The 23285-nt window shown below is 46.4% G+C and carries 19 protein-coding genes and 1 riboswitch; of the genes, 5 read left to right on the plus strand and 14 right to left on the minus strand.

Going from position 1 to position 23285, the window contains the following annotated elements; translation table 11 throughout:
• The first annotated feature begins 10 nt into the window (after positions 1-10).
• The gene (locus EST55_RS03430; protein ID WP_100692004.1) at positions 11-616 is read left to right on the plus strand and encodes a hypothetical protein; all 606 of its coding nucleotides are present in this window, start codon (positions 11-13) and stop codon (positions 614-616) included.
• A 132-nt stretch (positions 617-748) separates the two neighbouring features.
• A complete protein-coding gene (locus tag EST55_RS03435) occupies positions 749-2740 on the plus strand; it encodes a S9 family peptidase (protein ID WP_129496505.1) in 1992 nt (663 codons plus the stop codon).
• Positions 2741-2787: 47 nt separating this feature from the next.
• Here the strand turns inward: EST55_RS03435 and EST55_RS03440 are convergent, their stop codons facing one another.
• The 6 genes from EST55_RS03440 to EST55_RS03465 all read right to left on the minus strand — a co-directional run bounded on the left by EST55_RS03440 (position 2788) and on the right by EST55_RS03465 (position 9641).
• Positions 2788-3039, minus strand: coding sequence for a hypothetical protein (locus tag EST55_RS03440; RefSeq protein WP_129496506.1), 252 nt, complete (start codon positions 3037-3039; stop codon positions 2788-2790).
• The gene (gene prpF / locus EST55_RS03445; RefSeq protein ID WP_129496507.1) at positions 3040-4218 is read right to left on the minus strand and encodes a 2-methylaconitate cis-trans isomerase PrpF; all 1179 of its coding nucleotides are present in this window, start codon (positions 4216-4218) and stop codon (positions 3040-3042) included.
• Between the two features lie 12 nt (positions 4219-4230).
• Positions 4231-6828, minus strand: a complete 2598-nt coding sequence (gene acnD / locus EST55_RS03450) for a Fe/S-dependent 2-methylisocitrate dehydratase AcnD (protein ID WP_129496508.1) — start codon at positions 6826-6828, stop codon at positions 4231-4233.
• A gap of 1 nt (position 6829) precedes the next feature.
• A complete protein-coding gene (prpC, locus tag EST55_RS03455) occupies positions 6830-7954 on the minus strand; it encodes a 2-methylcitrate synthase (protein ID WP_100691999.1) in 1125 nt (374 codons plus the stop codon).
• A gap of 113 nt (positions 7955-8067) precedes the next feature.
• Positions 8068-8946, minus strand: coding sequence for a methylisocitrate lyase (gene prpB, locus EST55_RS03460; protein ID WP_129496509.1), 879 nt, complete (start codon positions 8944-8946; stop codon positions 8068-8070).
• Positions 8943-9641, minus strand: a complete 699-nt coding sequence (locus EST55_RS03465; RefSeq protein WP_129496510.1) for a GntR family transcriptional regulator — start codon at positions 9639-9641, stop codon at positions 8943-8945. The genes prpB and EST55_RS03465 overlap by 4 nt, the downstream gene beginning before the upstream one ends.
• A 170-nt stretch (positions 9642-9811) precedes the next feature.
• Between EST55_RS03465 and EST55_RS03470 the strand changes: the two genes are divergently transcribed.
• From EST55_RS03470 to EST55_RS03480, 3 genes are all read left to right on the plus strand, one after another.
• Positions 9812-11986 (plus strand): EAL domain-containing protein, encoded by a 2175-nt coding sequence (locus EST55_RS03470; protein WP_129496511.1) that lies wholly within the window; start codon positions 9812-9814, stop codon positions 11984-11986.
• A 20-nt stretch (positions 11987-12006) separates the two neighbouring features.
• Entirely contained in the window at positions 12007-12765 is a 759-nt protein-coding gene (locus EST55_RS03475; RefSeq protein ID WP_088768053.1) for a TerC family protein, read from the plus strand.
• A 143-nt stretch (positions 12766-12908) separates the two neighbouring features.
• Positions 12909-14462 carry a peptide MFS transporter gene (locus EST55_RS03480; protein WP_129496512.1) on the plus strand — a complete coding sequence of 518 codons (1554 nt, stop codon included), beginning with the start codon at positions 12909-12911 and terminating at the stop codon, positions 14460-14462.
• Between the two features lie 63 nt (positions 14463-14525).
• Here EST55_RS03480 and EST55_RS03485 read toward each other — a convergent pair whose 3' ends face one another.
• From EST55_RS03485 to EST55_RS03525, 8 genes are all read right to left on the minus strand, one after another.
• A complete protein-coding gene (locus EST55_RS03485; protein WP_129496513.1) occupies positions 14526-14996 on the minus strand; it encodes a hotdog fold domain-containing protein in 471 nt (156 codons plus the stop codon).
• Positions 14997-15085: 89 nt separating this feature from the next.
• Positions 15086-17311: an NADP-dependent isocitrate dehydrogenase gene (locus EST55_RS03490; protein WP_129496514.1), complete on the minus strand. Its 2226-nt coding sequence runs from the start codon at positions 17309-17311 to the stop codon at positions 15086-15088.
• Positions 17312-17386: 75 nt separating this feature from the next.
• Entirely contained in the window at positions 17387-17827 is a 441-nt protein-coding gene (gloA, locus tag EST55_RS03495) for a lactoylglutathione lyase (protein ID WP_088768049.1), read from the minus strand.
• 304 nt (positions 17828-18131) lie between these two features.
• The gene (locus EST55_RS03505; RefSeq protein WP_129496516.1) at positions 18132-18824 is read right to left on the minus strand and encodes a SprT family zinc-dependent metalloprotease; all 693 of its coding nucleotides are present in this window, start codon (positions 18822-18824) and stop codon (positions 18132-18134) included.
• 3 nt (positions 18825-18827) lie between these two features.
• Positions 18828-19652, minus strand: a complete 825-nt coding sequence (locus EST55_RS03510) for an ion transporter (RefSeq protein WP_129496517.1) — start codon at positions 19650-19652, stop codon at positions 18828-18830.
• A 3-nt stretch (positions 19653-19655) separates the two neighbouring features.
• Entirely contained in the window at positions 19656-20453 is a 798-nt protein-coding gene (locus tag EST55_RS03515) for an undecaprenyl-diphosphate phosphatase (protein WP_129496518.1), read from the minus strand.
• A gap of 71 nt (positions 20454-20524) precedes the next feature.
• Positions 20525-21877 (minus strand): lysine-sensitive aspartokinase 3, encoded by a 1353-nt coding sequence (lysC, locus tag EST55_RS03520; RefSeq protein ID WP_129496519.1) that lies wholly within the window; start codon positions 21875-21877, stop codon positions 20525-20527.
• A gap of 50 nt (positions 21878-21927) precedes the next feature.
• A riboswitch (Lysine riboswitch) is annotated at positions 21928-22089 on the minus strand.
• Positions 22090-22121: 32 nt separating this feature from the next.
• A complete protein-coding gene (locus EST55_RS03525) occupies positions 22122-23171 on the minus strand; it encodes an NAD(P)-dependent alcohol dehydrogenase (RefSeq protein WP_129496520.1) in 1050 nt (349 codons plus the stop codon).
• Positions 23172-23285: the final 114 nt, after the last annotated feature.

Here is a 23285-nt window from a genome sequence, read left to right on the forward strand (position 1 = left end):
TGGTCTAAAAATGAAGAATATTGTTTTTCTTACGTCAATTGCCGTCGCAAGCTTTGTTCCTTTTAGCTCTGCTCAAGTTATAAAACCGGCGCCACAGGTGACAACCCAAGCCCAGGCTGAATTTTTTGCGGCCATTAATGAACATTGCGGGAATTCATACGCTGGTGAGGTGACTGTTGATACGCCGGCCAGCGACGGTTTTGAAGGCCCACTCATTATGCACGTGCGCAAATGCGGCGACGCAAAAATAGAAATTCCTTTTCACGTTGGAAGTGACCATTCACGTACTTGGATTCTAACCCAAACAGGCTCTGGTATTAGCCTTAAGCATGACCATCGCAAACCGGACGGAAATTATGATCCGTTAACGATGTACGGGGGACATACGATAGATAAGGGTTACCCAACTGCTCAGTCTTTCCCTGCTGACGCCTATTCAAAGGAATTATTTATTGAACTCGGAGTACCTCAATCGAACACGAATATTTGGCAAATGTATATTCATGACGACACTTTTACTTACCGCTTAATTCGCGAAGGCAGAGAGTTTCGGGTTGATTTTGATTTAACAGAAACAGTTGATACACCGCCTACGCCATGGGGCTATGCTGATTAAAATTATCAATGCAACAAAATGGCAACAATTTGTAACATTTTGCGTTTAAAGCTAATGTGAAGAACTGACATAATAGAAAAGGAAAAGCACATTATTTTATAAAAACTACAAATTAAAATCGGGTAAACCACCATGCTCCTATCACTATTTAAGCAGAGCGATTTATTGAGTAAAAAGCAAAAGTCAGCTTTTATGCTTGGCTTGTCAATAACTTTAGCGTTACCGTCAGCTGAAGTAATAGCACAAAATTCAGCTGATTCAGTCCCTGAAATCCCTGTTGAAGATTTCTTCTCTAATACCCTTTATACTGATGTGGTTATTTCTCCAGAAGGCACTTATTATGCGATAAAAGCCGACGCAGGAGATCGCGATCAGTTAATGGTTATTCGACGGTCTGACAATGAGTTAACCGCAAGTTTTGAATTAGGACAGTATCAACGTTTTAGTAAAATAAACTGGGTAACTGATGAACGTTTTATCTTCGAAAGTCGCAAGCGCGTTGGCCTTTGGGATGAGCAAGAACAGCCACCAAACCTTTATGCAATAAACGCGGATGGAAGCCATCGTCGTGAATTGTTTAGTTGGGGAGTATCAGGTTACTCATTGTTAAGCATGATGCCAAATGACCCTGATCACATCATGATTAACAAATACCATTATTCTGACCGCGGTGAAGCCAAAGCCCACCGAATTAACGTAAACTCAGCACGCTCCTATTATATGGGCGAACAACCACCCAAGGCAGATCAACTCATTGCGGATAACGATGGTAACCTTCGCCTTAGTTTCGCCTATGAAGAGGATGACGAAGATGCTTATGGTAAAGGGGACTTAAGTATTTACTTTAAACCCGTTACTGGAGGAGAATGGAAGAAGTTAGAGCTCGAAGGTTACGAAGACGGTCAGACACTGAATTTTTATGGTTTCTCTCCTGATAACCGTTATGCCTACTTCGGTACTGATTTTGAAAGCAAAGTTGCTGAGGTTTATCAGTTTGATACTCAGACCGACAACATCGAGCGTTTAACAAAAAATTCATCATCCGATGTATTATCGCCAGTACTTGATGTCAAAGGCGATATTATTGGTTTTGACTTTATGCCCGATAAAATCAAGCGGGTGTACACTGACAATAGCGAAAGTACAGCGTTAATGAAAAACCTTGATAACGCATTTCCCGGACAACGTGTCTCCATTACCAGTAGTGCAAAAGACGGAGAACTTGCCGTCGTGTATGTCCGCTCGGACACTAATCCAGGTTCTTACTTTTTATTTAATACAAAAACCATGAAAGCCAGTTTTATCGCTGCACCTAATAAAAAGCTCGACCCTAATCAATTAGCTCCAATGCGCCCATTTACAATTACTGCGCGTGATGGGCTTGAGCTGCCAGGATACATCACGTTACCCAAAGGGGCTGAGAAAGGCGACAAATTGCCAATGATCGTTAATGTTCACGGTGGTCCACATGGTCCTCGTGACATGTGGGGGTTTAGCGCAGAAAACCAGTTTTTTGCTAATAGAGGTTATGCAGTTTTACAAGTTAACTTCAGAGGCTCTGGAGGTTATGGTTCTGAATTTCTCCAAGCCGGTTATGGAGAATGGGGGCGTTCAATGCAAGATGACGTAACTGATGCCACCCTATGGGCTATTGAACAAGGTTATGCGGATCCCGAACGCATTTGTATTTATGGCGGTAGTTATGGTGGTTATTCAGCCATGATGGGGATAGCTAAAGAGCCTGATTTATACCAGTGCGGAGTTGGTTATGTAGGCGTATATTCACTTCCTCTAATGTATGATGCCGGTGATATTTCACGCAACCAATCAGGTGAAAAATATTTAGAGCGAGTTCTTGGCACTGACATGGAGGTATTAAAAGCGAACTCCCCTGTTAACCTAGTTGAGAAGATGAAAGCTGATATTTTACTTGTACACGGAGAAAAAGATGTTCGTGTTCCAATTGAACATTATAATGCACTCACTCAAGCATTAGACCGTGTAAATAAGCCTTACCAAACGTTCGTCAAAGAAGACGAAGGACATGGATTCCAAAAAGAAGGCAATAAATTTGAGCTATATAAAAAGTTGGAAACGTTTTTTGATAAACATATAGGTGAATGATTTCCTAGTCTGCACAAAAGGTCGTCATACTTTGACGACCTTTTTTATTAACGATCACTCCAATGCGTATTTTTATTATCTCGCTCTTCCTTTTCCATAAGCACTAAGGTGAGATAAATTTTGGTGGGCAGCGATAAAATAATACCTATTGCATTCATCGCTGCCCCCAAAATATAACCACGAAAATCAATATCATCATTACCAAAGGTCACTACCAACACCACGTGACCTAATAAAATCAGGCTGATACCTGTAATCATGGCAACTTTAAGCAGTTTGACTTGCGTGGTTTGTTCCATTTAAAGAACGTCACCCGGAATACGGACATTGCCTTCCATTAAGACCCGCGCGCTACGGCTCATAATGGCTTTTATGGCGGTCCATTGACCGTTAACCTGGTTGCACTCAGCGCCTACCTGTAAGGTACCTGAAGGGTGACCAAAATTAACCATGGTACGGTCATTGCCACCCGCCGCAAGGTTTACAGTCGTGCCGGGAATTGCTGCGGCGGTTCCAATAGCCACTGCTGCCGTGCCCATCATGGCATGATGCAGTTTCCCCATCGACATCGCACGTACCAGTAAATCGACCTCAGTCCCTCTAATCTTCTTACCACTGGAAGCGATATAGTCTTTCGGCGACGCGACAAACGCCACTTTCGGCGTATGCTGGCGATTAGCTGCTTCTGAAACGTCGTCAATCAGCCCCATTTTTAAGGCACCGTACGCACGAATAGTTTCGAAACGCTCCAAAGCCGCAGAGTCGCCATTAATGGCTTCCTGTAATTCGGTACCGTCGTAGCCAATTTCTTCCGCATTCAGAAAAATGGTTGGGATTCCCGCATTAATCAGCGTTGCTTTTAACGTGCCAATACCGGGAACCTCTAGGTCATCAATCAGATTACCGGTAGGAAACATCGATTCACCATCAGCAGACGGATCCATAAATTCTACGGGCACTTCAGCCGACGGGAAAGTGACGCCGTCGAGAATAAAGTCTCCCGTCTCCTGCACTTCACCATTGACCATAGGCACTTTATTGACAATCGTTTTGCCAATATTCGCCTGCCAAATACGGACTTCGCAAATACCGTTTTCGGGGATGCGTTCAGGCGCTACCAAACCATTCGCAATGGCAAAAGGGCCTACCGCTGACGATAAGTTACCGCAGTTACCACTCCAGTCGACGAATGGCTTATCAATCGACACCTGACCAAACAGGTAATCAACATCATGATCCGGCCGTTCGCTCTTAGAAACGATGACCGTTTTACTGGTGCTCGACGTCGCACCGCCCATGCCGTCAGTGTGCTTAGCATAAGGATCGGGGCTACCAATAACACGCAGTAAAATTGCATCGCGGACTGCGCCGGGTTGCTGTGCAGCTTCGGGCAAGTCCTGCAAACGGAAAAACACACCTTTCGAGGTCCCGCCACGCATGTAGGTGGCGGGAATTTTAATTTGTGGTTTAAACGCCATAGCTCAAACTCCTTAGCTTGCTTCCGCTTCTAAAAAGTCTTGCGCAAAGCGCTGTAATACACCACCAGCCTCGTAAATAGAGACTTCCTCTTTTGTGTCCAGACGACAAATAACCGGAACTTGCTGTGAAGAACCATCTTTACGGTGAATGGTCAGTTCCAAAACCGCTCCCGGCGCTGGTGTCCCTTTCACGTCAAAGGTTTCAGTGCCATCAATATTCAGCGTCTTACGTGTGGTGCCTTCTTCAAACTGCAACGGCAATACGCCCATACCAATAAGGTTAGTGCGGTGAATGCGCTCGAAGCCTTCGGCAACAATCACTTCAACTCCAGCTAAGCGAACACCTTTAGCAGCCCAGTCACGCGATGAGCCCTGACCATAATCCGCACCCGCAACGATAATCAGTGGTTGTTTATTCGTCATGTAGTGCTCAATCGCTTCCCACATACGCACAACCTTGCCTTCCGGCTCAATGCGTGCCAGCGAGCCCTGAATAATGTCGCCATTATCGTCACGCACCATTTCGTTAAACAGTTTTGGATTCGCGAAGGTGGCGCGTTGCGCAGTGAGGTGATCACCCCGGTGCGTTGCATAAGAGTTAAAATCCTCTTCCGGTACGCCCATTTTCGCCAGGTACTCACCCGCTGCACTGTCCGCCATAATAGCGTTTGACGGCGATAAATGATCGGTTGTGATGTTATCACCCAATACCGCCAGCGGACGCAGTCCGGTAAGCGTATTTTCGGCCGCCAATGCACCTTCCCAGTATGGCGGGCGGCGAATATAGGTACTCATTTCACGCCAGTCATACAATGGGTTGTTCTTCTCACCATAATCAACGCTCAAGTTAAACATAGGGTCGTAAACCTTGCGGAACTGCTCTGGCTTAACGCTCTGCTTAACAATAGCGTCAATTTCTTCATCACTTGGCCAAATGTCTTTCAGCGTTACAGGGTTGCCGTCCGGATCAATACCCAATACGTCTTTTTCAATATCAAAGCGGATGGTACCCGCAATCGCATAAGCTACAACCAACGGAGGCGAAGCCAGGAAAGCCTGCTTAGCATACGGATGAATACGTCCGTCGAAGTTGCGGTTACCCGACAATACAGCGGTTGAGAACAGGTCACGATCGATGATCTCTTGCTGAATTTTCGGATCCAACGCACCGCTCATGCCGTTACAAGTGGTACAAGCAAACGCCACCACACCAAAACCTAAATCTTCCAGTTCCGGCAATAAGTCAGCCTCTTCCAGGTACATTTTGACGGTTTTGGAGCCAGGCGCCAGAGACGATTTAACCCAAGGCTTACGCGTTAAGCCTAGTTTATTAGCGTTACGCGCAATTAAGCCAGCTGCAATCATATTGCGAGGGTTACTGGTATTGGTACAACTGGTAATCGCCGCAATAATGACTGCGCCATCCGGCATTTTACCGTTTTCAGGGTCTTCAATATGCTTAGCTACGCCGCGCTCAGAAAGCTCTGCTGCTGGTAGCAAAGCGTGCGGGTTAGACGGTCCAGCTAAGTTACGTTCGACTTTAGATAAGTCAAAACGTAAGACACGACCGTACTCTGCGGTTTTCAGACTGTCGCCCCACAAGCCGGTTTCTTTGGCGAACTTCTCAACCAATTCGACCTGGTCATCATCACGGCCGGTCAGTTTTAAGTAATCGATGGTTTGATCATCGATATAGAACATCGCCGCGGTTGCACCGTACTCCGGCGTCATGTTCGAAATCGTCGCACGGTCGCCAACGGTCAATGCTTCTGCGCCTTCACCGAAGAACTCAAGGTAAGCACCAACCACACGTTCGCGACGCAAGAATTCAGTCAGCGCTAAAACCAAATCAGTACCGGTAATGCCCGGACGCAGTTTGCCGCTCAACTCAACACCTACGATATCCGGCAGACGCATATAAGAGGCACGGCCTAACATGACACTTTCTGCTTCAAGACCACCGACACCGACAGAAATAACGCCTAAAGCGTCTACCATTGGCGTGTGACTGTCAGTACCAACACAGGTATCAACAAAGGCCACATTGTCACGAACCTGCACCACTGGCGACATTTTCTCCAGGTTAATCTGGTGCATAATTCCGTTACCGGGTGGAATCACGTCAACATTTTTAAAAGCCGTTTTGGTCCAGTTAATAAAGTGGAAACGGTCGTCGTTACGACGGTCTTCAATAGCACGGTTTTTTTCAAACGCGTCCTTTTCAAAACCAGCGTGTTCAACCGCCAATGAATGGTCGACAATAAGCTGAGTTGGCACCACCGGATTAACTTTGGCCGGGTCACCGCCCTTCTCTGCAATCGCATCACGCAGGCCGGCTAAGTCGACCAATGCTGTCTGCCCCAAAATGTCATGGCAAACCACACGCGCCGGAAACCACGGAAAATCGTGCTCTTTTTTGCCGTAAATTAGTTGCTCTAGCGACTGGGTCAGAATCTCAGGCGGACAACGACGAACTAAGTTTTCTGCCAATACCCGTGAAGTGTACGGCAGTTTGTCATAAGCGCCGGGTTCAATATCTTCAACGGCAGCCCGAGTATCAAAATACTCGAGCGTCGTGCCGTCTAACTTTTTGCGATACTCATTATTCATATTAACGGTCACCAATTGCAGGTACTGGACGTGCCTCTGGACCAGTGTAGTCCGCCGACGGACGAATAATACGGTTATTCGCACGTTGTTCTTTAACGTGTGCTGTCCAGCCGGTTACCCGCGACATAACAAAGATTGGGGTAAACAGTTTGGTTGGAATGCCCATGTAGTTATAAGCCGACGCATGGAAAAAGTCTGCATTCGGGAATAGTTTCTTCTCGCGCCACATGACTTCCTCACAACGCACAGACACGTCATACAGACGGCTGTCACCGACTTCTTCAGACAGTTTCTTAGACCATGCTTTGATGATGTCGTTACGGGGATCAAACTCTTTGTAGATGGCATGACCGAAGCCCATGATTTTTTCTTTGCGCTCTAACATGCCCATCAACGTTTGCTCGGCATCTTCCGCGTCTTTCATGTCTTCGATAAGCTCCATTGCTGCTTCGTTCGCACCGCCGTGCAGTGGGCCACGCAGTGAACCAATCGCGCCGGTTACGCACGAGTGAATGTCAGACAGTGTTGAAGCACAAACACGCGCCGTAAAGGTTGATGCATTAAATTCGTGTTCTGCGTATAGAATTAATGACGTGTTCATTACATCAGCATGCAATTGCGATGGCTTTTTGTCGTGCAATAAACGTAAGAAATGCGCGCCGATAGATTCTTCTTCTGAGTCCGTATCGATACGAACGCCGTCGTGAGTGAAACGATACCAATAAAGCACGATACCCGGGAAGGTTGCTAAGAAGCGTTCAATATGATCATCGGCTTCGTCAAAGCTTTCTTCCGTTTCCAGGTTACCCAGCATTGAGCAACCGGTACGCATAACGTCCATTGGGTGCGCTGATTTTGGAATGCGCTCCAAGACGTCTTTCACTTCCTGTGGCAACACACGCAGTGACTTCAGGCGCTTGCGGTAATCATCCAGCTGTGACTGGGTTGGCAACTCGCCTTTGGCCAACAGGTACGCCACTTCTTCAAAGCTGACTTTTTCAGCCAGCTCTTTGATGTCATAACCACGGTAGGTTAAACCTGAACCACTTTTACCAACAGTACATAATGCCGTTTCGCCGGCTGATTGTCCGCGCAAGCCTGCGCCACTTAGTTTCTTCTCTGCCATGATTTTTCCCTTCTTAATTTTGTTAAATTGTTCCGTATCTCACCTGATGCAATAGCATCAGGCTACCAACACCCTGTAGTCTGACGTTATTACGTCAGGCCGATGTGAAATTTTTACTTCTTAAATAATTGGTCGAGTTTTTCTTCGAAATCGTGATAGTTCAAAAAGTCATACAATTCCGCACGGGTTTGCATGTCATCGACAACCGCTTTTTGGTCACCGTTTTCTAAAATACTATTGTAGACGTTCAGTGCGGCTTTGTTCATTGCTCGGAACGCGCTTAATGGATAAAGCACAATCTCAACGCCGACATCGGCCAACTCTTGTTTATTGAACAGTGGCGTAGCACCAAACTCAGTAATGTTAGCCAGTACCGGCACGTCTAATGCGTCTGTAAAGGCTTTATAGTGCTCCAGCGTGTGCACCGCTTCAGCAAAAATGGCATCCGCACCAACATCAACACAAGCTTGTGCGCGCTCAATTGCCGCATCGATACCTTCCTGTTGGAACGCGTCCGTACGCGCCATGATGTAGAACTGCTCATCGATACGCGCGTCAACAGCCGCTTTAACGCGGTCAACCATTTCCTGCTGGCTGACAATTTCTTTATTAGGACGGTGACCACAACGCTTTTGCGCGACCTGATCTTCGATATGGAAGCCAGCAGCACCAGCGCGGCTCATTTCTTTAACCGTGCGGGCGATGTTGAATGCGCCGCCCCAACCGGTATCAGCATCAACTAAAAGTGGCAAGTCGCTGGCACCGGTAATACGGCGAATGTCTTCACACACGTCGTTCAATGAAGTCATACCCAAGTCAGGTAAGCCAAACGAAGCGTTAGCAACACCGGCACCGGACAGATAAAGCGCTTTATGACCCACCTTTTCTGCCATCATGGCGGTGTAAGCATTAATGGTACCGACAATTTGTAGTGGACTCTCGTCGGCTACGGCTTGGCGCAATTTAGCGCCTGGGCTTTGTAAATGACTCATGATACTTCCTTATGTGCTTGTAGTTTTGTTTCGATATTTTTTCGTGACGCACTGATATGTCGGCGCATCAACAAATCGGCAAGTTCACCATCGCGGTTAGCAATGGCAGTAATAATGGCTTTATGCTCGTCAAAGGCCCGCGACACCCGCGGCCCGTTCATTCCCAACTGCACACGATACATGCGAACCAAAAAATACAGCTCGTCACACAACATGTTAATTAAGTATTGGTTTTTGCTGGCAAGAATAATGCGGTAATGAAAGTCGACGTCGCCCGCTTCTTGATAATAGCTTTCGCCCTCGCGCACTCGCTGGCTTTCCAAGTGCTGTTCTAACAACTTAGACAGCGCCTCAATTTCATCATTAGCCATTTGCTCTGCCGCAAGCCGACAGGCTAACCCTTCCAGCTCTTCCCGTATTTGGTACAAGGCAATTAGGCCTTCGTAGGTCAGCGTGACAACGCGAGCGCCGGCGTTTGGAGTACGTTCCACCAAATGACAGCGTTCTAACCGCGCCAGTGCTTCACGCAGTGGCGCCCTACTCACATTAAACTGTTTAGCAAGGCCCGCTTCGCTGATTTTGCTACCTGCGGCAATATCGCCTTCAACAATGGCTTTTTGCACCGCAACTAAAACACGATCGGCTGACGTGACGGGTGATCTGAATGAGTACGGCTGATCGTAAAAGCTCTGCATAGGTTATTTTAATTAATAAAAACGTCTTGGTTGTCGACAATACAACTAGGGTAGTCGAAATAACTGCATTTTTCAATTCGGTTTGATTGATATTGTCGACAATTTAAATGGCTTAATTTTTCGTAATTTAAGCGTGTCAAAGCCTTCCAATGATCTGATAAGATGCTTTTATGAATGACGTTTTAATGAACTTTTTTGATTTGGGGCAATACGCACAGGCTCCACTCCCCGGCAATTACAATCACTGGCTGGTTGTTTTGTCTTACCTCGTTGCCTTTATCGCGTCATTTACCGCATTAAAGATTTTTGAACGGGCGCACCGGCACCGCTCTGTCAGTCAACAAAAAACCTGGACTCTGATTACGGCAATAGTCGCCGGTATTGGCGTATGGAGCATGCATTTTATAGGCATGATTGCTTTTCAGTTACCTGTTATGGTTTCTCACAGCGTGGGACTAACCTTGGCGTCTATTGTTCCTGCTGTTATCGGCAATTATTACGCGTATTCACTCCACCTGTCAGAAGACAGGTTGGCAAACTTCAAAAAAGCGCGGGCTCGGGTCTCTTTAAAAACAAACATTCTCTCCGGCACAATTTTAGGCGCAGGCATTGGCCTAATGCACTACATGGGGATGGAAGCCATGCAGCTGAACGCCGAACTGCTCTACTCACCGGTATGGTTCGCCGCCTCAATTCTCATTGCAGTCGTTCTGGGCGTATTCGCCATGAGCACCTACAGCCGCTCGAGCGCAATTCGAGGTGCAAAAAGCGAATTCCGTAAAATCCAGTTTGTTACCGCATTGATTATCGCTGCAGCAATTAGTGGCATGCATTACGCCGCCATGTTGGCCGCTCGCTTTTATCCGACGGCCTCTACGGAAATTCTGCCAATCGATTCTCAACATCAACATTTATGGCTGATCTACGCCATCGTCGTTGCTGTCACTCTGATCGCACTGATTTCCTGGGTATCATCCGTTATCGATAAGCGTTTCCAACACAACTACCGGGCTATCAAGCAGTCAGATAAGCGTATTCGGGAGTTAGCCTTTAATGATACATTAACCGGCCTTCCAAACCGCCGCTCATTGCTTGATTACTTATCGCAACAACAGCAGGAAACGCCGGAAAACGAACACTTAGTCCTGTTCTTACTCGATATCGATAAGTTTAAAGTGCTGAATAACACGCTTGGACCGACGTTAGGTGATTTATTATTGCAGTCCGTTACTCACCGACTAGAGCGTGTTGCATTAAACGTACACATGGTAGCTCGCCCCAGTTCCAACGAATTTGCCGTGGTCGCCCGGGTACAGAAAAGTAACAATCCAGTACAAGCGCAGTCTCACGCGCTCAGTATGGCCAAAACGTTGCAACAAGAATTGCAAGCCCCCTACTCCCTCAAAGACTACCGTCACCAATGCTCAATGAGTTTTGGTGTCACTGTTGTTGATAGTTTTAAAAAGTCGTCTGAGAACATTCTTGTTCAGGCTGCGCTGGCCTTAGCAGAGGCAAAACGTAATGGTATGGGTGAAATTCGCTTGTATCATCCTGAAATGGCCGACGCGATAGAAAAGCGCGTGAAACTTGAAGCAGAATTGCGCCAGGCTATAGAAACACGCGATGGGCTGGAACTGTATTTACAACCCCAACTTGATACAAACCGTCAAGTCATTGGCGCAGAAGCACTGATTCGCTGGCATCATAGTGAACGAGGCATGGTGTCGCCAGCAGAGTTTATTCCACTGGCGGAGGAAACTGGACTTATTATCGGCTTGGGTGACTTAATTAATGAACAAGCCTGCCAGATTATACGTCAGTGGCAACAATTAGGGCTAACCGACTTGGTACTTTCAATTAACGTCAGTGCCCCACAATTCCAGCAAATGGATTTTGTCGACAAATTAAACTCTCTGCTAAAACAATATGAAGTGCCTGCTGGTCAACTTAAGCTTGAATTGACAGAAAGCGTACTAATGCAAAACCTGGATGACGTTATTCATAAAATTAAGGAGTTGAAGCAGCTGGGTATCCAATTTGCGCTAGACGATTTTGGAACAGGCTATTCATCACTATCCTACTTAATGAAGCTGCCGTTCGATGTGCTCAAAATCGATGTGTCTTTCGTACGTGATATGTTTCAGTCCGTACAGAAAGAAGCCATTGTTCAAACGATTGTTCAGTTGGCACATAACCTGGGTCTTAAAGTAGTGGCTGAGGGCGTTGAAACAGAGAAGCATTTTGACTACCTCTCTTCACTTGGCTGTGATTACTTTCAGGGCTATTTATTCAGTAAGCCAGTTGCAGAACCCGACTTTCGTAAGCATAGTAAGCACTTCAAATAACAACTCTCTCGGGTGCTTTTATGTTTGAATGGGTAACAATGCCAGAGGCTTGGATAGCTCTTGCTACTTTAACTGCCCTGGAAATAGTGCTGGGTATTGATAATATCATCTTTATTTCAATACTGGTTGGTCGCTTACCGGAATCTCAAAGAGATAAAGCAAGAACCCTTGGTCTCGTATTAGCAATGGTCTCGCGCTTGTTACTGCTCTTTTCTCTTACTTGGGTGATGACTCTAACCGAACCGCTCTTCACTGTGTTTTCAGAAGAAATATCCGGAAGAGACTTGATTCTCTTACTCGGGGGGCTTTTTCTCTTAGGAAAGTCGACGTTAGAAATTCACCACTCGCTTGAGGGGCCTGACGAGACAAAGACAGCCATCGTTTCAGCGTCTTTTGTATCCATCATCGTTCAAATATCCATTCTGGATATTGTTTTTTCCCTTGACTCTGTCATTACAGCAGTTGGTTTAGCTGAACATTTATCCGTCATGGTTATCGCTGTTGTTATTTCCGTCGGCGTTATGCTGCTCGCCGCCAAATCGGTGAGTGAATTTGTCGACCAACACCCAACGATTAAAATGCTTGCGCTGAGCTTTTTGATTCTTATTGGTATGACACTGGTAGGTGAAGGTTTTGGTTTCCACGTACCAAAAGGCTACGTTTACTTCGCTATGGCGTTCTCGCTTACGGTAGAAATGCTAAATATAAAAGTTAGAAAACGCCGCTCTAAACGAGAACCCGTCAAATTACGCAAAGGAATACCGGGCGACGCATCGTGAAAACTAACGAATTCGTCGTTTTCGGTTCCATTATATGGCGACCACTAGTAAAGTATTGCCACCTTTTTCGACTCCGACTTTAGTCGAATAAGCTAAAAATAGACATAACTATTTGATGTTAAATAACAAAATGGATAACAAGAATGGATCCTAAGAATATAGTCGATAAAGACTCAAGCTTTTTCGGACAGCCAGGGGGATTACAAACCCTGTTCTTTACCGAAATGTGGGAGCGCATGAGTTACTACGGCATGCGCGCGCTGCTCGTTTTATTCATGACCGCCAGTTTGCAAGAAGGTGGCCTCGCGATAACCGTTGCCTCTGCAACGGCTATTTACGGTCTATACACCGGCGCTGTCTATTTCATGGGCTTGCCGGGTGGTTGGATCGCTGACCGCTTGTTAGGTGGTCAACGCGCCACTTGGTACGGCGGTATCATCATTATGCTTGGCCACATTGTTTTGGCCATTCCTAGTGAAGCCGGCTTCTTCGTTGGCATGATTTTAGTGGTACTTGGTACAGGCTTATTGAAACCAAACATTACCGCTATGGTCGGGCAACTGTACAGCTCCGATGATGACCGTCGAGATGGCGGCTATACCCTGTATTACATGGGTATCAATATTGGTTCAATCATCGGTTACTTCGTCACCGGTTACCTCATGGAAAATGCAGGTTACCATTGGGGCTTTGGTGCAGCAGCTGTTGGTATGGCATTCGGTCTTATTCAGTACAAACTGACTCAACCTAAGTTGAAAGGCGTTGGTGAGAAACCACCTAAACCAATGGGGCCAAAAGCGACTAAGCGTAGCTGGAGCATCATTTGGCTATTACTAGCGGGTTTAGCGGTTTATACCTTTTTAGCCTTGAATGACTACGTCACGATTGATCCAACCGTCGTTGCCGAAAACGTTGCCATTATCTTTACGGTTATATTTTTCCTGTACTACCTGTCCGTTTTTATCTTCGGGAAGCTTACTCGAGACGAAATGAAGCGCCTGGGCGCTTTATTCCTGGTGTGTATTGCGTCAACTATGTTCTGGGCAGGCTTTGAACAAGCAGGTTCTTCATTCAACCTGTTTGCCCGCGACTTAACCGACCGTATGGTCGGTGACTTTGAAATCCCAACCACTTGGTTCCAGTCACTGAACTCGATATTCCTGGTCATCATGTCGCCGTTTTTTGCCGCGCTATGGATTAACCTAAGCAAGCGCATGATCAACCCATCGTACGGTTTTAAGAGTGCGATAGGCCTTATCATTATGGCGACGGGATTTATTGTCATGTTCTTTGCGTCCCAGGCAGCAGCTAGCGGACTTAAAGTGGCGCCATATTGGTTGGTTGCGGTGTACTTTATTCATACCGTTGGTGAGCTGTGCTTAAGCCCAGTTGCCCTGAGTGCTGTGAGTAAGTTGTCACCGAAGCGCATGGCAGGCCAGATGATGGGTATCTTCGTACTCACCTACTCTATCGGTAACGTTGTTGCCGGCTTGTTGGCTGGTGGTCTTGACCCGAACAACCCACAGGCGATGCCTGAGCTTTACTGGACTATCTTTGTGTTCGGTGTGAGCGTTGGTGCGGCGGTATTCGTACTGGCCCTGTTTACCCGCAAGTGGGAAAAGCTAGCGCCGGACGATGGCGAAGACGAGCACCCAGGTGCAGTTATTGATGCTAACGAACCTGTTAGCAAGCCTTAATAGAGGCTAATCATTTAGCATGTAAAAAAGGGACCTTTCGGGTCCCTTCTTATTATGTCCGATTTATTTCTTAGGCTTTTCCGACACGTAGATAACGATCTCGCCTGCCGCAACGACAGTACCATCATCTCGTTTTGCTTCTACCACTATGGGCTGCTCACCCACTTGCCAGGTCTGCTCTGATGCCCTCGCCTCTATAGTCACATCACTGTTAGTCTTTGCTAAATACTGAACATTCATCCCCTTGGGTATCCAGCGCAGATGCTTAGGAATAGAGGCCTCCGCAACCGCGCCCATGGCCATTTCCAAGCCATTACACACCGCAATTGCATGGACGGTACCTATATGGTTTTGTACCGCTTTGCGTTTTTTAAACCTCAACTGACAAAAATTAGGTTTTAATTCAGTAATAAGCGGCTTAATGGTTGCAAAATAAGGCGCTTTTCGGGCAAACATGGTTGAGAATATCTTGCGCCCAAACGGCATTTTTAAACAGCGTTCGTATAAGTTTATTAAGTAATTGCCATTGGTCACTATTCTTTCTCCCGGAAGTCGAATTGACAAATTATAGGCATAAAAAAAGCAGGCCAAAGCCTGCTTTTTTATTAGCTTAGACTGCTCAATTATAAGCTAGCTAAGGTTTCATTCAATACAGAGCAAGGACGCATTGCTGCAGACACTTTCTCTGGGTTTGGCTGGTAGTAACCGCCAATGTCCACTTTCACGCCCTGAACGCCGTTCAGTTCATCAATAATGGCTTGCTCATTACCAGACAGTTTGTCAGACAGCTTACTGAAACGTTCTTTCAGTTCAGCATCGTCGTTTTGATTCGCCAACGCTTCTGCCCAGTACATGGCCAGATAGAAATGAGAACCGCGGTTATCAATTTCACCAGCTTTACGCGACGGTGACTTGTTCTCGTCTAAGAACTTAGCCGTTGCAACGTCAAGACTGTCAGCCAGAACTTGTGCACGCTTGTTATCAAACGTACGGCTTAAGTGTTCAAGAGAGGCCGCTAACGCCAGGAACTCACCTAAAGAGTCCCAACGTAAGTGGTTTTCTTCCACAAACTGCTGAACGTGCTTCGGTGCAGAACCGCCAGCGCCTGTTTCAAATAGACCACCACCATTCATCAGAGGCACAATTGACAACATTTTCGCTGACGTACCCAGCTCCAGAATTGGGAATAAGTCGGTCAGGTAGTCACGCAGAACGTTACCGGTTACAGAAATGGTATCTTTGCCTTCTTTCACACGCTGTAGTGTGTGGCGAGTTGCTTCTACCGGCGCCATAATTTGGATATCAAGACCGTCAGTGTCGTGCTCTTTTAAGTACTCTTCGACTTTCTTAATTAACTGAGCGTCGTGCGCACGGTTGCTGTCCAACCAGAATACCGCAGGCATGCCGCTTAAGCGTGAACGGGTCACTGCCAGTTTCACCCAGTCGCGAATAGGAGCGTCTTTTACCTGACACATACGCCAGATATCACCTTCCTCAACGTTATGTTCGAACACAACATCACCGGCCTTATTCAGCACTTTTACAACACCGTCAGCTGGAATTTCAAACGTCTTGTCATGCGAACCATACTCTTCCGCTTTTTGTGCCATTAGACCAACATTAGGTACGGTACCCATAGTCGATGGATCAAAAGCGCCATTTTCTTTGCAGAAGTTAATGGTTTCTTGATAAAGGCCGGCATAGCAGCGATCAGGAATCATTGCTTTAGCATCTTGACGGCTATCGTTTTTGTCCCACATTTTGCCCGAATCACGGATCATCGCAGGCATAGACGCATCAATAATAACGTCACTTGGAACGTGCAGGTTCGTAATACCTTTGTGCGAGTTAACCATGGCTAACTCAGGCTGGCTTGAGTAAACCGCTTCTAGGTCAGCCTCAATCTCAGCGCGCTTATCTGCATCCAATTTCTCAAGCTTGTTATACAAATCGCCAATACCGTTGCTGGCGTCAAATTCAATGTCTTTCATCACGTCGGCATGCTTTTCAAGAACGTCTTTAAAGAAAACACGTACCGCATGACCAAACATGATTGGGTCAGACACTTTCATCATGGTCGCTTTTAAGTGCAGAGACAGTAAAACGCCTTCTTCTTTTGCCGCAGCGGTTTCCTTTTCAAAGAACGCCTGCAATTGCTTTTTGTTCATAGTGGCTGCATCAACCACTTCACCTGCTAACACAGGCACAGACTCTTTCAGTACTTTTTGCTCACCATTCGCTTCTAAAACAATTTTGAAGCTGTCATCGGTAGCCGATGTCATTGATTTTTCACTGCTGTAAAAGTCGCCATCGCTCATGTGCGCAACGTGAGACTTCGAGTCTTTTGACCACTCCCCCATACGATGTGGGTTCTTTTTCGCATAATTTTTTACTGCACTTGGTGCACGGCGGTCAGAGTTACCTTCACGCAACACTGGGTTTACCGCACTGCCTTTTACTTTGTCGTAACGTGCACGAACGTCTTTTTCTTCGTCTGTTTGCGGGTCAAACGGAAAGTCCGGCAGTTTGTAACCTTGTTCCTGTAGCTCTTTAATACATGCCGTCATTTGTGGAATAGACGCACTAATGTTTGGCAGCTTAATAATGTTTGCTTCTGCAGTTTTCGCCATTTCGCCCAGCTCAGCTAAAGCGTCTGACTGACGTTGTTCTTCGGTCAGGTACTCCGGAAACTGCGAAATAATACGACCAGCCAAAGAAATATCGCGGGTCTCCACTGAAACACCGGCCGCTTTTGTGAAAGCTTCAATAATCGGTAATAACGAGTATGTCGCCAAGCGTGGCGCCTCGTCCGTTTCAGTGTAAATAATCTTTGCTTTATCAGTCGACATAGTCATTCCTATTCGTTGGACCTAAAGTAAATATGCAAAAAAAGGTGGCAAGATTATAGGCGATTTAGCCCTCAATTACCATGTACCGATATTCTCCATTGACGCCCAGGGTTCTTGTTCCGGAAGGCTTTCGCCTTTTTGGAGTAGTTCGATAGAAATATTATCGGGTGAACGGACAAACGCCATGTGACCGTCGCGCGGGGGACGATTAATAATAACCCCGTTATCCTTCAACTTCTGGCAAAGATCATAAATATTATCTACCTCGAACGCTAAGTGTCCGAAATTACGACCACCGCTATACGTTTCAGGATCCCAGTTATAGGTCAGCTCCAGTTCAGGAGAACGTTCGCTTTCAGCACGTTCATAATCATCTTCTGCGGCAAGGTAAACTAGGGTAAACCGCCCCTTCTCAACTTCCTTGCGCGACACTTCTTTCATGCCGAGTAAATTGCAATAGAAGTGCAATGAACGCTCCAAATCGTGCACTCTAACCATGGTATGTAAATACCGCATTGCCTGCTCCTTGAACACTTTTCTTGATCTATATTAAAGATGCATATAAAATGCACTTATTAAACATGCATTAGGAATGTTTATTATGAAACCTCTAACACTGTTAAAAAACCTCTAACACCTCTATGGTGGTGTTCTTACTACTTTCAATTGTTGTGTTTTATTTGGCCTGGTTTCAGGAAGAAAACCTGCCACTTATGCTGCTGGTATTTTTGCACTTATCTCAAGTTATTTTAGCGGGCTTATTTAAAGTCGCTTATGTTTTCAGACTTATCGCGCAAAATCAGCTAGGGCAAGATCTTCGCTAACTATTGAGCCGCTGTTTTCGTTCTCGCCAGTCGGGTAGATAATGATCCATAAGGCTGTAAAACCGCTTATTATGGTAACGCTCATATAAGTGTGTGAGTTCGTGCACGACCACGTACTCCAAGCTTTCCGGCGCTTTCGCAATCAAGTCGAAATTTAACCAGATCTTATGAGTACGAATGTTGCAGCTGCCCCAGCGAGTCTTCATTTTTCTCACACCAAAGTCACTGGCGGCAACCTCCATAATGGGTTGCCACTGTTCCAGTAGCTGCGTAATACGCCCTTTTAACTGAGCGCGAAGCCATTTATCTAACTGTTTTTTACGGGCATCTAAGTTCGAAGGATCAGACAGGCTTAAGGTTAATGTCTTGTTCTTTTGGCAAAGCGTCACTGCGCCAAGGTGAGGAAAGGCGCTTTTAAGTACCGCATTCAAGCGATAGCTTTGCCCTTCAAAAAATACCTCTGCATGATCTTCATAGGATTGAAACCGAGGGGTTGCTAATTGCCGCTGCAATAGCTTTTGTTGCTGCTCTTTTATCCAATCACTTCTCGCTTCTAAAATTGACTGAATATAACCTCCCGGCCAATGCTTTGGCGCCGAGACCTGAACACAGCCAGGTTCTTTCATCCTTAAATAAAGATGTTTTATGCGCTTGCGGGTAATTTCAATTTTGCAGCCGCCGATTTGCATAACTTACTCAGTGTTCTGCCGTTGAGCCTGCAATAGCAATTTAAGCTCGCGAATCTCATCCTGCAGTTCACGCATGGTCGGCTCAGGCCCCTGCTCTTCCTCAAGCTGCTGGCGCAGTTCTTCTGCTTCAGCCTGACTCTCTTTGTCCATGACATTAACAACAATACCAATAACCATATTCAAAAAAGCAAAAGCGGTCAGGAATATAAACGTCATATAAAACAGCCAGCTCCATGGATACACTTCCATGGTTTCGTATTGAATATCTGTCCAGTCTTCAAACGTCATGACCCTAAAAAGCGTTAACATAGACGTCGCAATGTTATCCCATAAAAACGGGTTAATATCTGCAAACAGGTAACTTCCAACTGCGGCGTAAATATAGAAGATGATAAACATCAGCAAAACCACATAACCCATTTGCGGTAGAGCTTTCAAAAGAGAGGTAATAAGGGTGCGAAGCTCAGGGATAATGGAAATCATCCGAAGCACTCGGAATATTCGCACTAAGCGGGCTAAAAGCGCCAGTTCTGAATCATTTATTGGTATCAGGCTGACCACAACAACTAAGGTATCGAAAACATTCCAGCCATTTTTAAAAAAGTTCTTTTTGTCATGGTCAGCAATAAAGCGAATGCTAATTTCCACCACAAAAAAGACGGTAATAAACCAGTCCAAGCCCAACAATAGGTTATTAGCGACGCCCGGAAGTTCATAAGTTTTCGCACCAATTTCCAGTGCAGAAATGATAATGACAGCAATAACCGCAAACTCAAAAATACGATTGCTTTTAAGCTCAAATAATTGTTTTTTTAGGTTCTCGTACATGGTTTACACAAACACCCAAAATAGGACAGCCGCAAGCACCAAACGGTAAATAACATATGGCCACATGCCAAAATCATTAAGCCACTTCAAAAAGAAGTGAATGGCTGTAATTGCCGTTACAAACGAAGCCACGCCACCCACAATAAAGCCATGCCAGTCAACAGCTATCCCTTCGCTGTAGATGCTAAGCAGCTTAATTAAAGCGGCCGCTGTGGTAATGGGGATGGCCATAAAAAAGGAAAACTTTGAAGCCGTTTCGCGATCAAGCCCCATGAATAATCCGGCAGTAATGGTCGCCCCGGAGCGCGACGTGCCGGGAATAAGCGCAACGGCCTGAGCCAGACCGACAATAATGGCATCTTTCAGGCCAATAGCATCAAGCTGGCGACGGCCGCGTCCCCAACGGTCAGCAACAGCAAGTAGCACTGCAAACACCACCGTGGTCGTGATAATCACCCACACCGCTCGTAATACTGTGTCAATATAGTCAAGCAGCAGTACGCCGAAAACGCAGGCCGGAACGGTGGCAATAACGACCATCCAACCCAATTTGCTTTGTCCGACATTTTGGCGAGCAGGAATTGAACGAAGCCCGTCCGTAAACAATGCAGTAACGTCTTTACGGAAATAGAGAATCACCGCCAGCAAGGTTCCTACATGCACTGATAAATCAAACCCAACACCCTGATCATCCCAGCCGGTCAGCACTGGCATGAGAATTAAATGCGCTGAACTGGAAATGGGTAAAAACTCGGTAATGCCCTGCACTATCCCTAGTATGATGGCTTGCCACAGCTCCATTGAACGACTCGCTCTTTGTCTTTAATTGCCCAAAAATTGGCGAGCATTATAAACCGAAGTAGGCACTACCGTCATAGTTTTGCATGAAGTTTTTTAATGATGTTTTCCGCCTGTTCGTCAGCAACCAAAAAGCACAGGTTATGCCGACTGGCTCCCTGACAAATTAAGCGTATAGGCACCGGCGATGCAGCCTCTAACACCCAGGGAGAAATATCGCCAAAGTGACCAATATCGTTGCCAATGACCGCAATTAGACTCAGACCCTGTTCAATCGTTACGGTCGCAAATTCCCGCAACTCATCCAGCATAGCCTCCGGTAACATTGACAATCCATTTGCCTGAGACCCTTCTTCGTCAAGAGTTAATGCAATGCTGACCTCAGAGGTTGTCACCAAATCGACACTAATGTCATAGCGTGCCAGAATGTCAAATAGACGTGCTAAAAAGCCAGTTGCATGCAACATATCGACACTATTCACCGTCAACAGTGTCTGATTTTTACGTCGCGCCAGTGCACGAATAGAGGGTCGTTCATCGGGCTCAGGCAAAATAAGCGTGCCGCCTTTTTCCGGGTAACGACTATGACCCACAAAGACCTTAATGCCGCTTTCAATAGCCGGTTTTAGACTCTTCGGATGCAGCACTTTTGCACCAAAGGTCGCCAATTCTGCCGCCTCGGCAAAGCTAATTTGCTCTAAAGGTCTCGCCTCTGAGCAAATACGCGGATCAGTTGTGTAAATGCCAGCCACATCCGTCCAGATATTCAACTGCTCCGCGTCCAGCGCGGACGCCAGTATTGCTGCACTGTAGTCACTGCCACCGCGTCCTAAGGTAGTAGTATTGCCTTCCTCGCTGGAACCAATAAAGCCCTGAGTCACCACTCTGGCGCCTTGACTTAACTGTTCCCGTAAATCTGCACAGTGCTCTCGGGTCTTTCCTATATCGGGGAACGCATTACCAAAATGACTATTAGTGACTAACAAAGAGCGCGCATCAGCAACTTCAACGTCTGCCGCCGTTTGTGACCAGTACGCCGCAAACAATCGCGACGAACAACGCTCACCAAAACTTAACAACTCATCCCGCTTTTGTCGTTGATGACTCTCCAGTGTATCAGGCGCTTGTTGAACCAACATGTGTAACAGCTGATGCAACTGCGCGAGATGATGATGCACCGCATTTTCTTTAGGTAATGCGGACGCCGCCTGGCAATGAATATCGACAATCTCATCGAACAAGCGTTGCCGTTCTGTTTGCGTATGAGAATAGCTTATTGCCACTAAACGGTTGGTGACACCGGCACAGGCACTGACCACAACCAGACTTGGGTTGTTCTGGCGTTCGACAACCTCGACACAAGCTTGTATCGATTCGGCATCAGCCATACTGGTGCCGCCGAACTTTGCAACATGAATGGGTAACATAGTTTCCCCTGAACTGAATACAACAACGTTCAGAGAGCTTAAAAAGGAGGGTCTCCAGAAGCTCTCCACCTAGCGGTGACAGCCGCAAGTGTTCAAACTCGACGGCCGACGCAAGCCATTCCATGCACTTGCGCCTCGGCGGTTACTCCCCTCGCTTAGCTCTTTGGTAGATGCTTGCTAAGCTGCCTGAGTACCGCACCTCTTCCAGACGTTAGTAAACCACAAATTGTGGTTTAAATTCAATCTACGACTGTTTTAACGTGTCCATATCAATGACAAAACGATACTTCACATCGCCTTTCTTCATGCGTTTGAACGCGTCATTGATGTTTTTGATATCTAGCATTTCAACGTCGCAGTGAATGTCATGCTCGGCACAAAAGTCGAGCATTTCCTGAGTTTCAGGAATACCACCAATGAGCGAGCCAGCTAAAACTCGACGCTTCATTACTAGTTGCCCAGCCTGCAAAGCAGGATCAACTGGCTCCAATAAGCCAACCAGAATATGCGTGCCGTCGACTTTCAGGCAGTTAATGTACGGATTTAAGTCATGCTGAACAGGTACCGTATCTAACAAGAAATCGAACGTTTCCGCCGCCGCTTCCATTTGCTTTTCATCGGTCGATATAATGACATGGTCGGCGCCTTGCTTTTTTGCTTCGCTGACCTTGCTCTCCGAGCGAGTAAAAATAGTGACTTCAGCCCCCATGGCTTTGGCAAATTTTACACCCATGTGACCTAAGCCACCCATACCAATAACACCAACTTTATGGCCTTCTTTCACGCCAAAATGACGCAGCGGTGAGTAGGTAGTAATGCCCGCACATAACAGGGGAGCCGCTTTTGCCGCATCCAGTTTCTCAGGCACGCGCACCACGAAACGATCGCTGACCACAATTTTTTCGGAATAGCCGCCATAGGTAATGCTTTTATCGTGCAGGTCTTCACCGTTATAGGTTGGCACCATGCCGTTTAAGCAGTACTGCTCTAGGCCCTGATCGCAAGAACTGCATTTGCGGCAAGAATCGACCATACAGCCAACACCAACCAAGTCACCTTCTTTGTAGTTGTTAACGTCTTTACCAACAGAGGTCACACGGCCAATAATTTCATGACCCGGAACCACCGGGTAGATGGTGCCGCCCCAGTCATTTTCAGCATAGTGAATGTCGGTGTGACACACACCACAATAAAGAATATCAATAGCAACGTCGTCACTTCTCAATTCACGACGCTCAATACCATAAGGGGCTAAACCTGACTGTTCAGATTCCGCTGCGTATGCCTTAGTCATAAAAACTCCTTCTTGAAACGGTGTATTACTTCTACTGTTCGTTTTGCCTTTTGGATTGCACCATAGCAGCCAAACACCTAGTATTTTAGCAACAATAACGACAATGAAAGGTTC

The organism is Idiomarina sp. 29L, assembly GCF_004123135.1.
Lineage (GTDB): Bacteria > Pseudomonadota > Gammaproteobacteria > Enterobacterales > Alteromonadaceae > Idiomarina.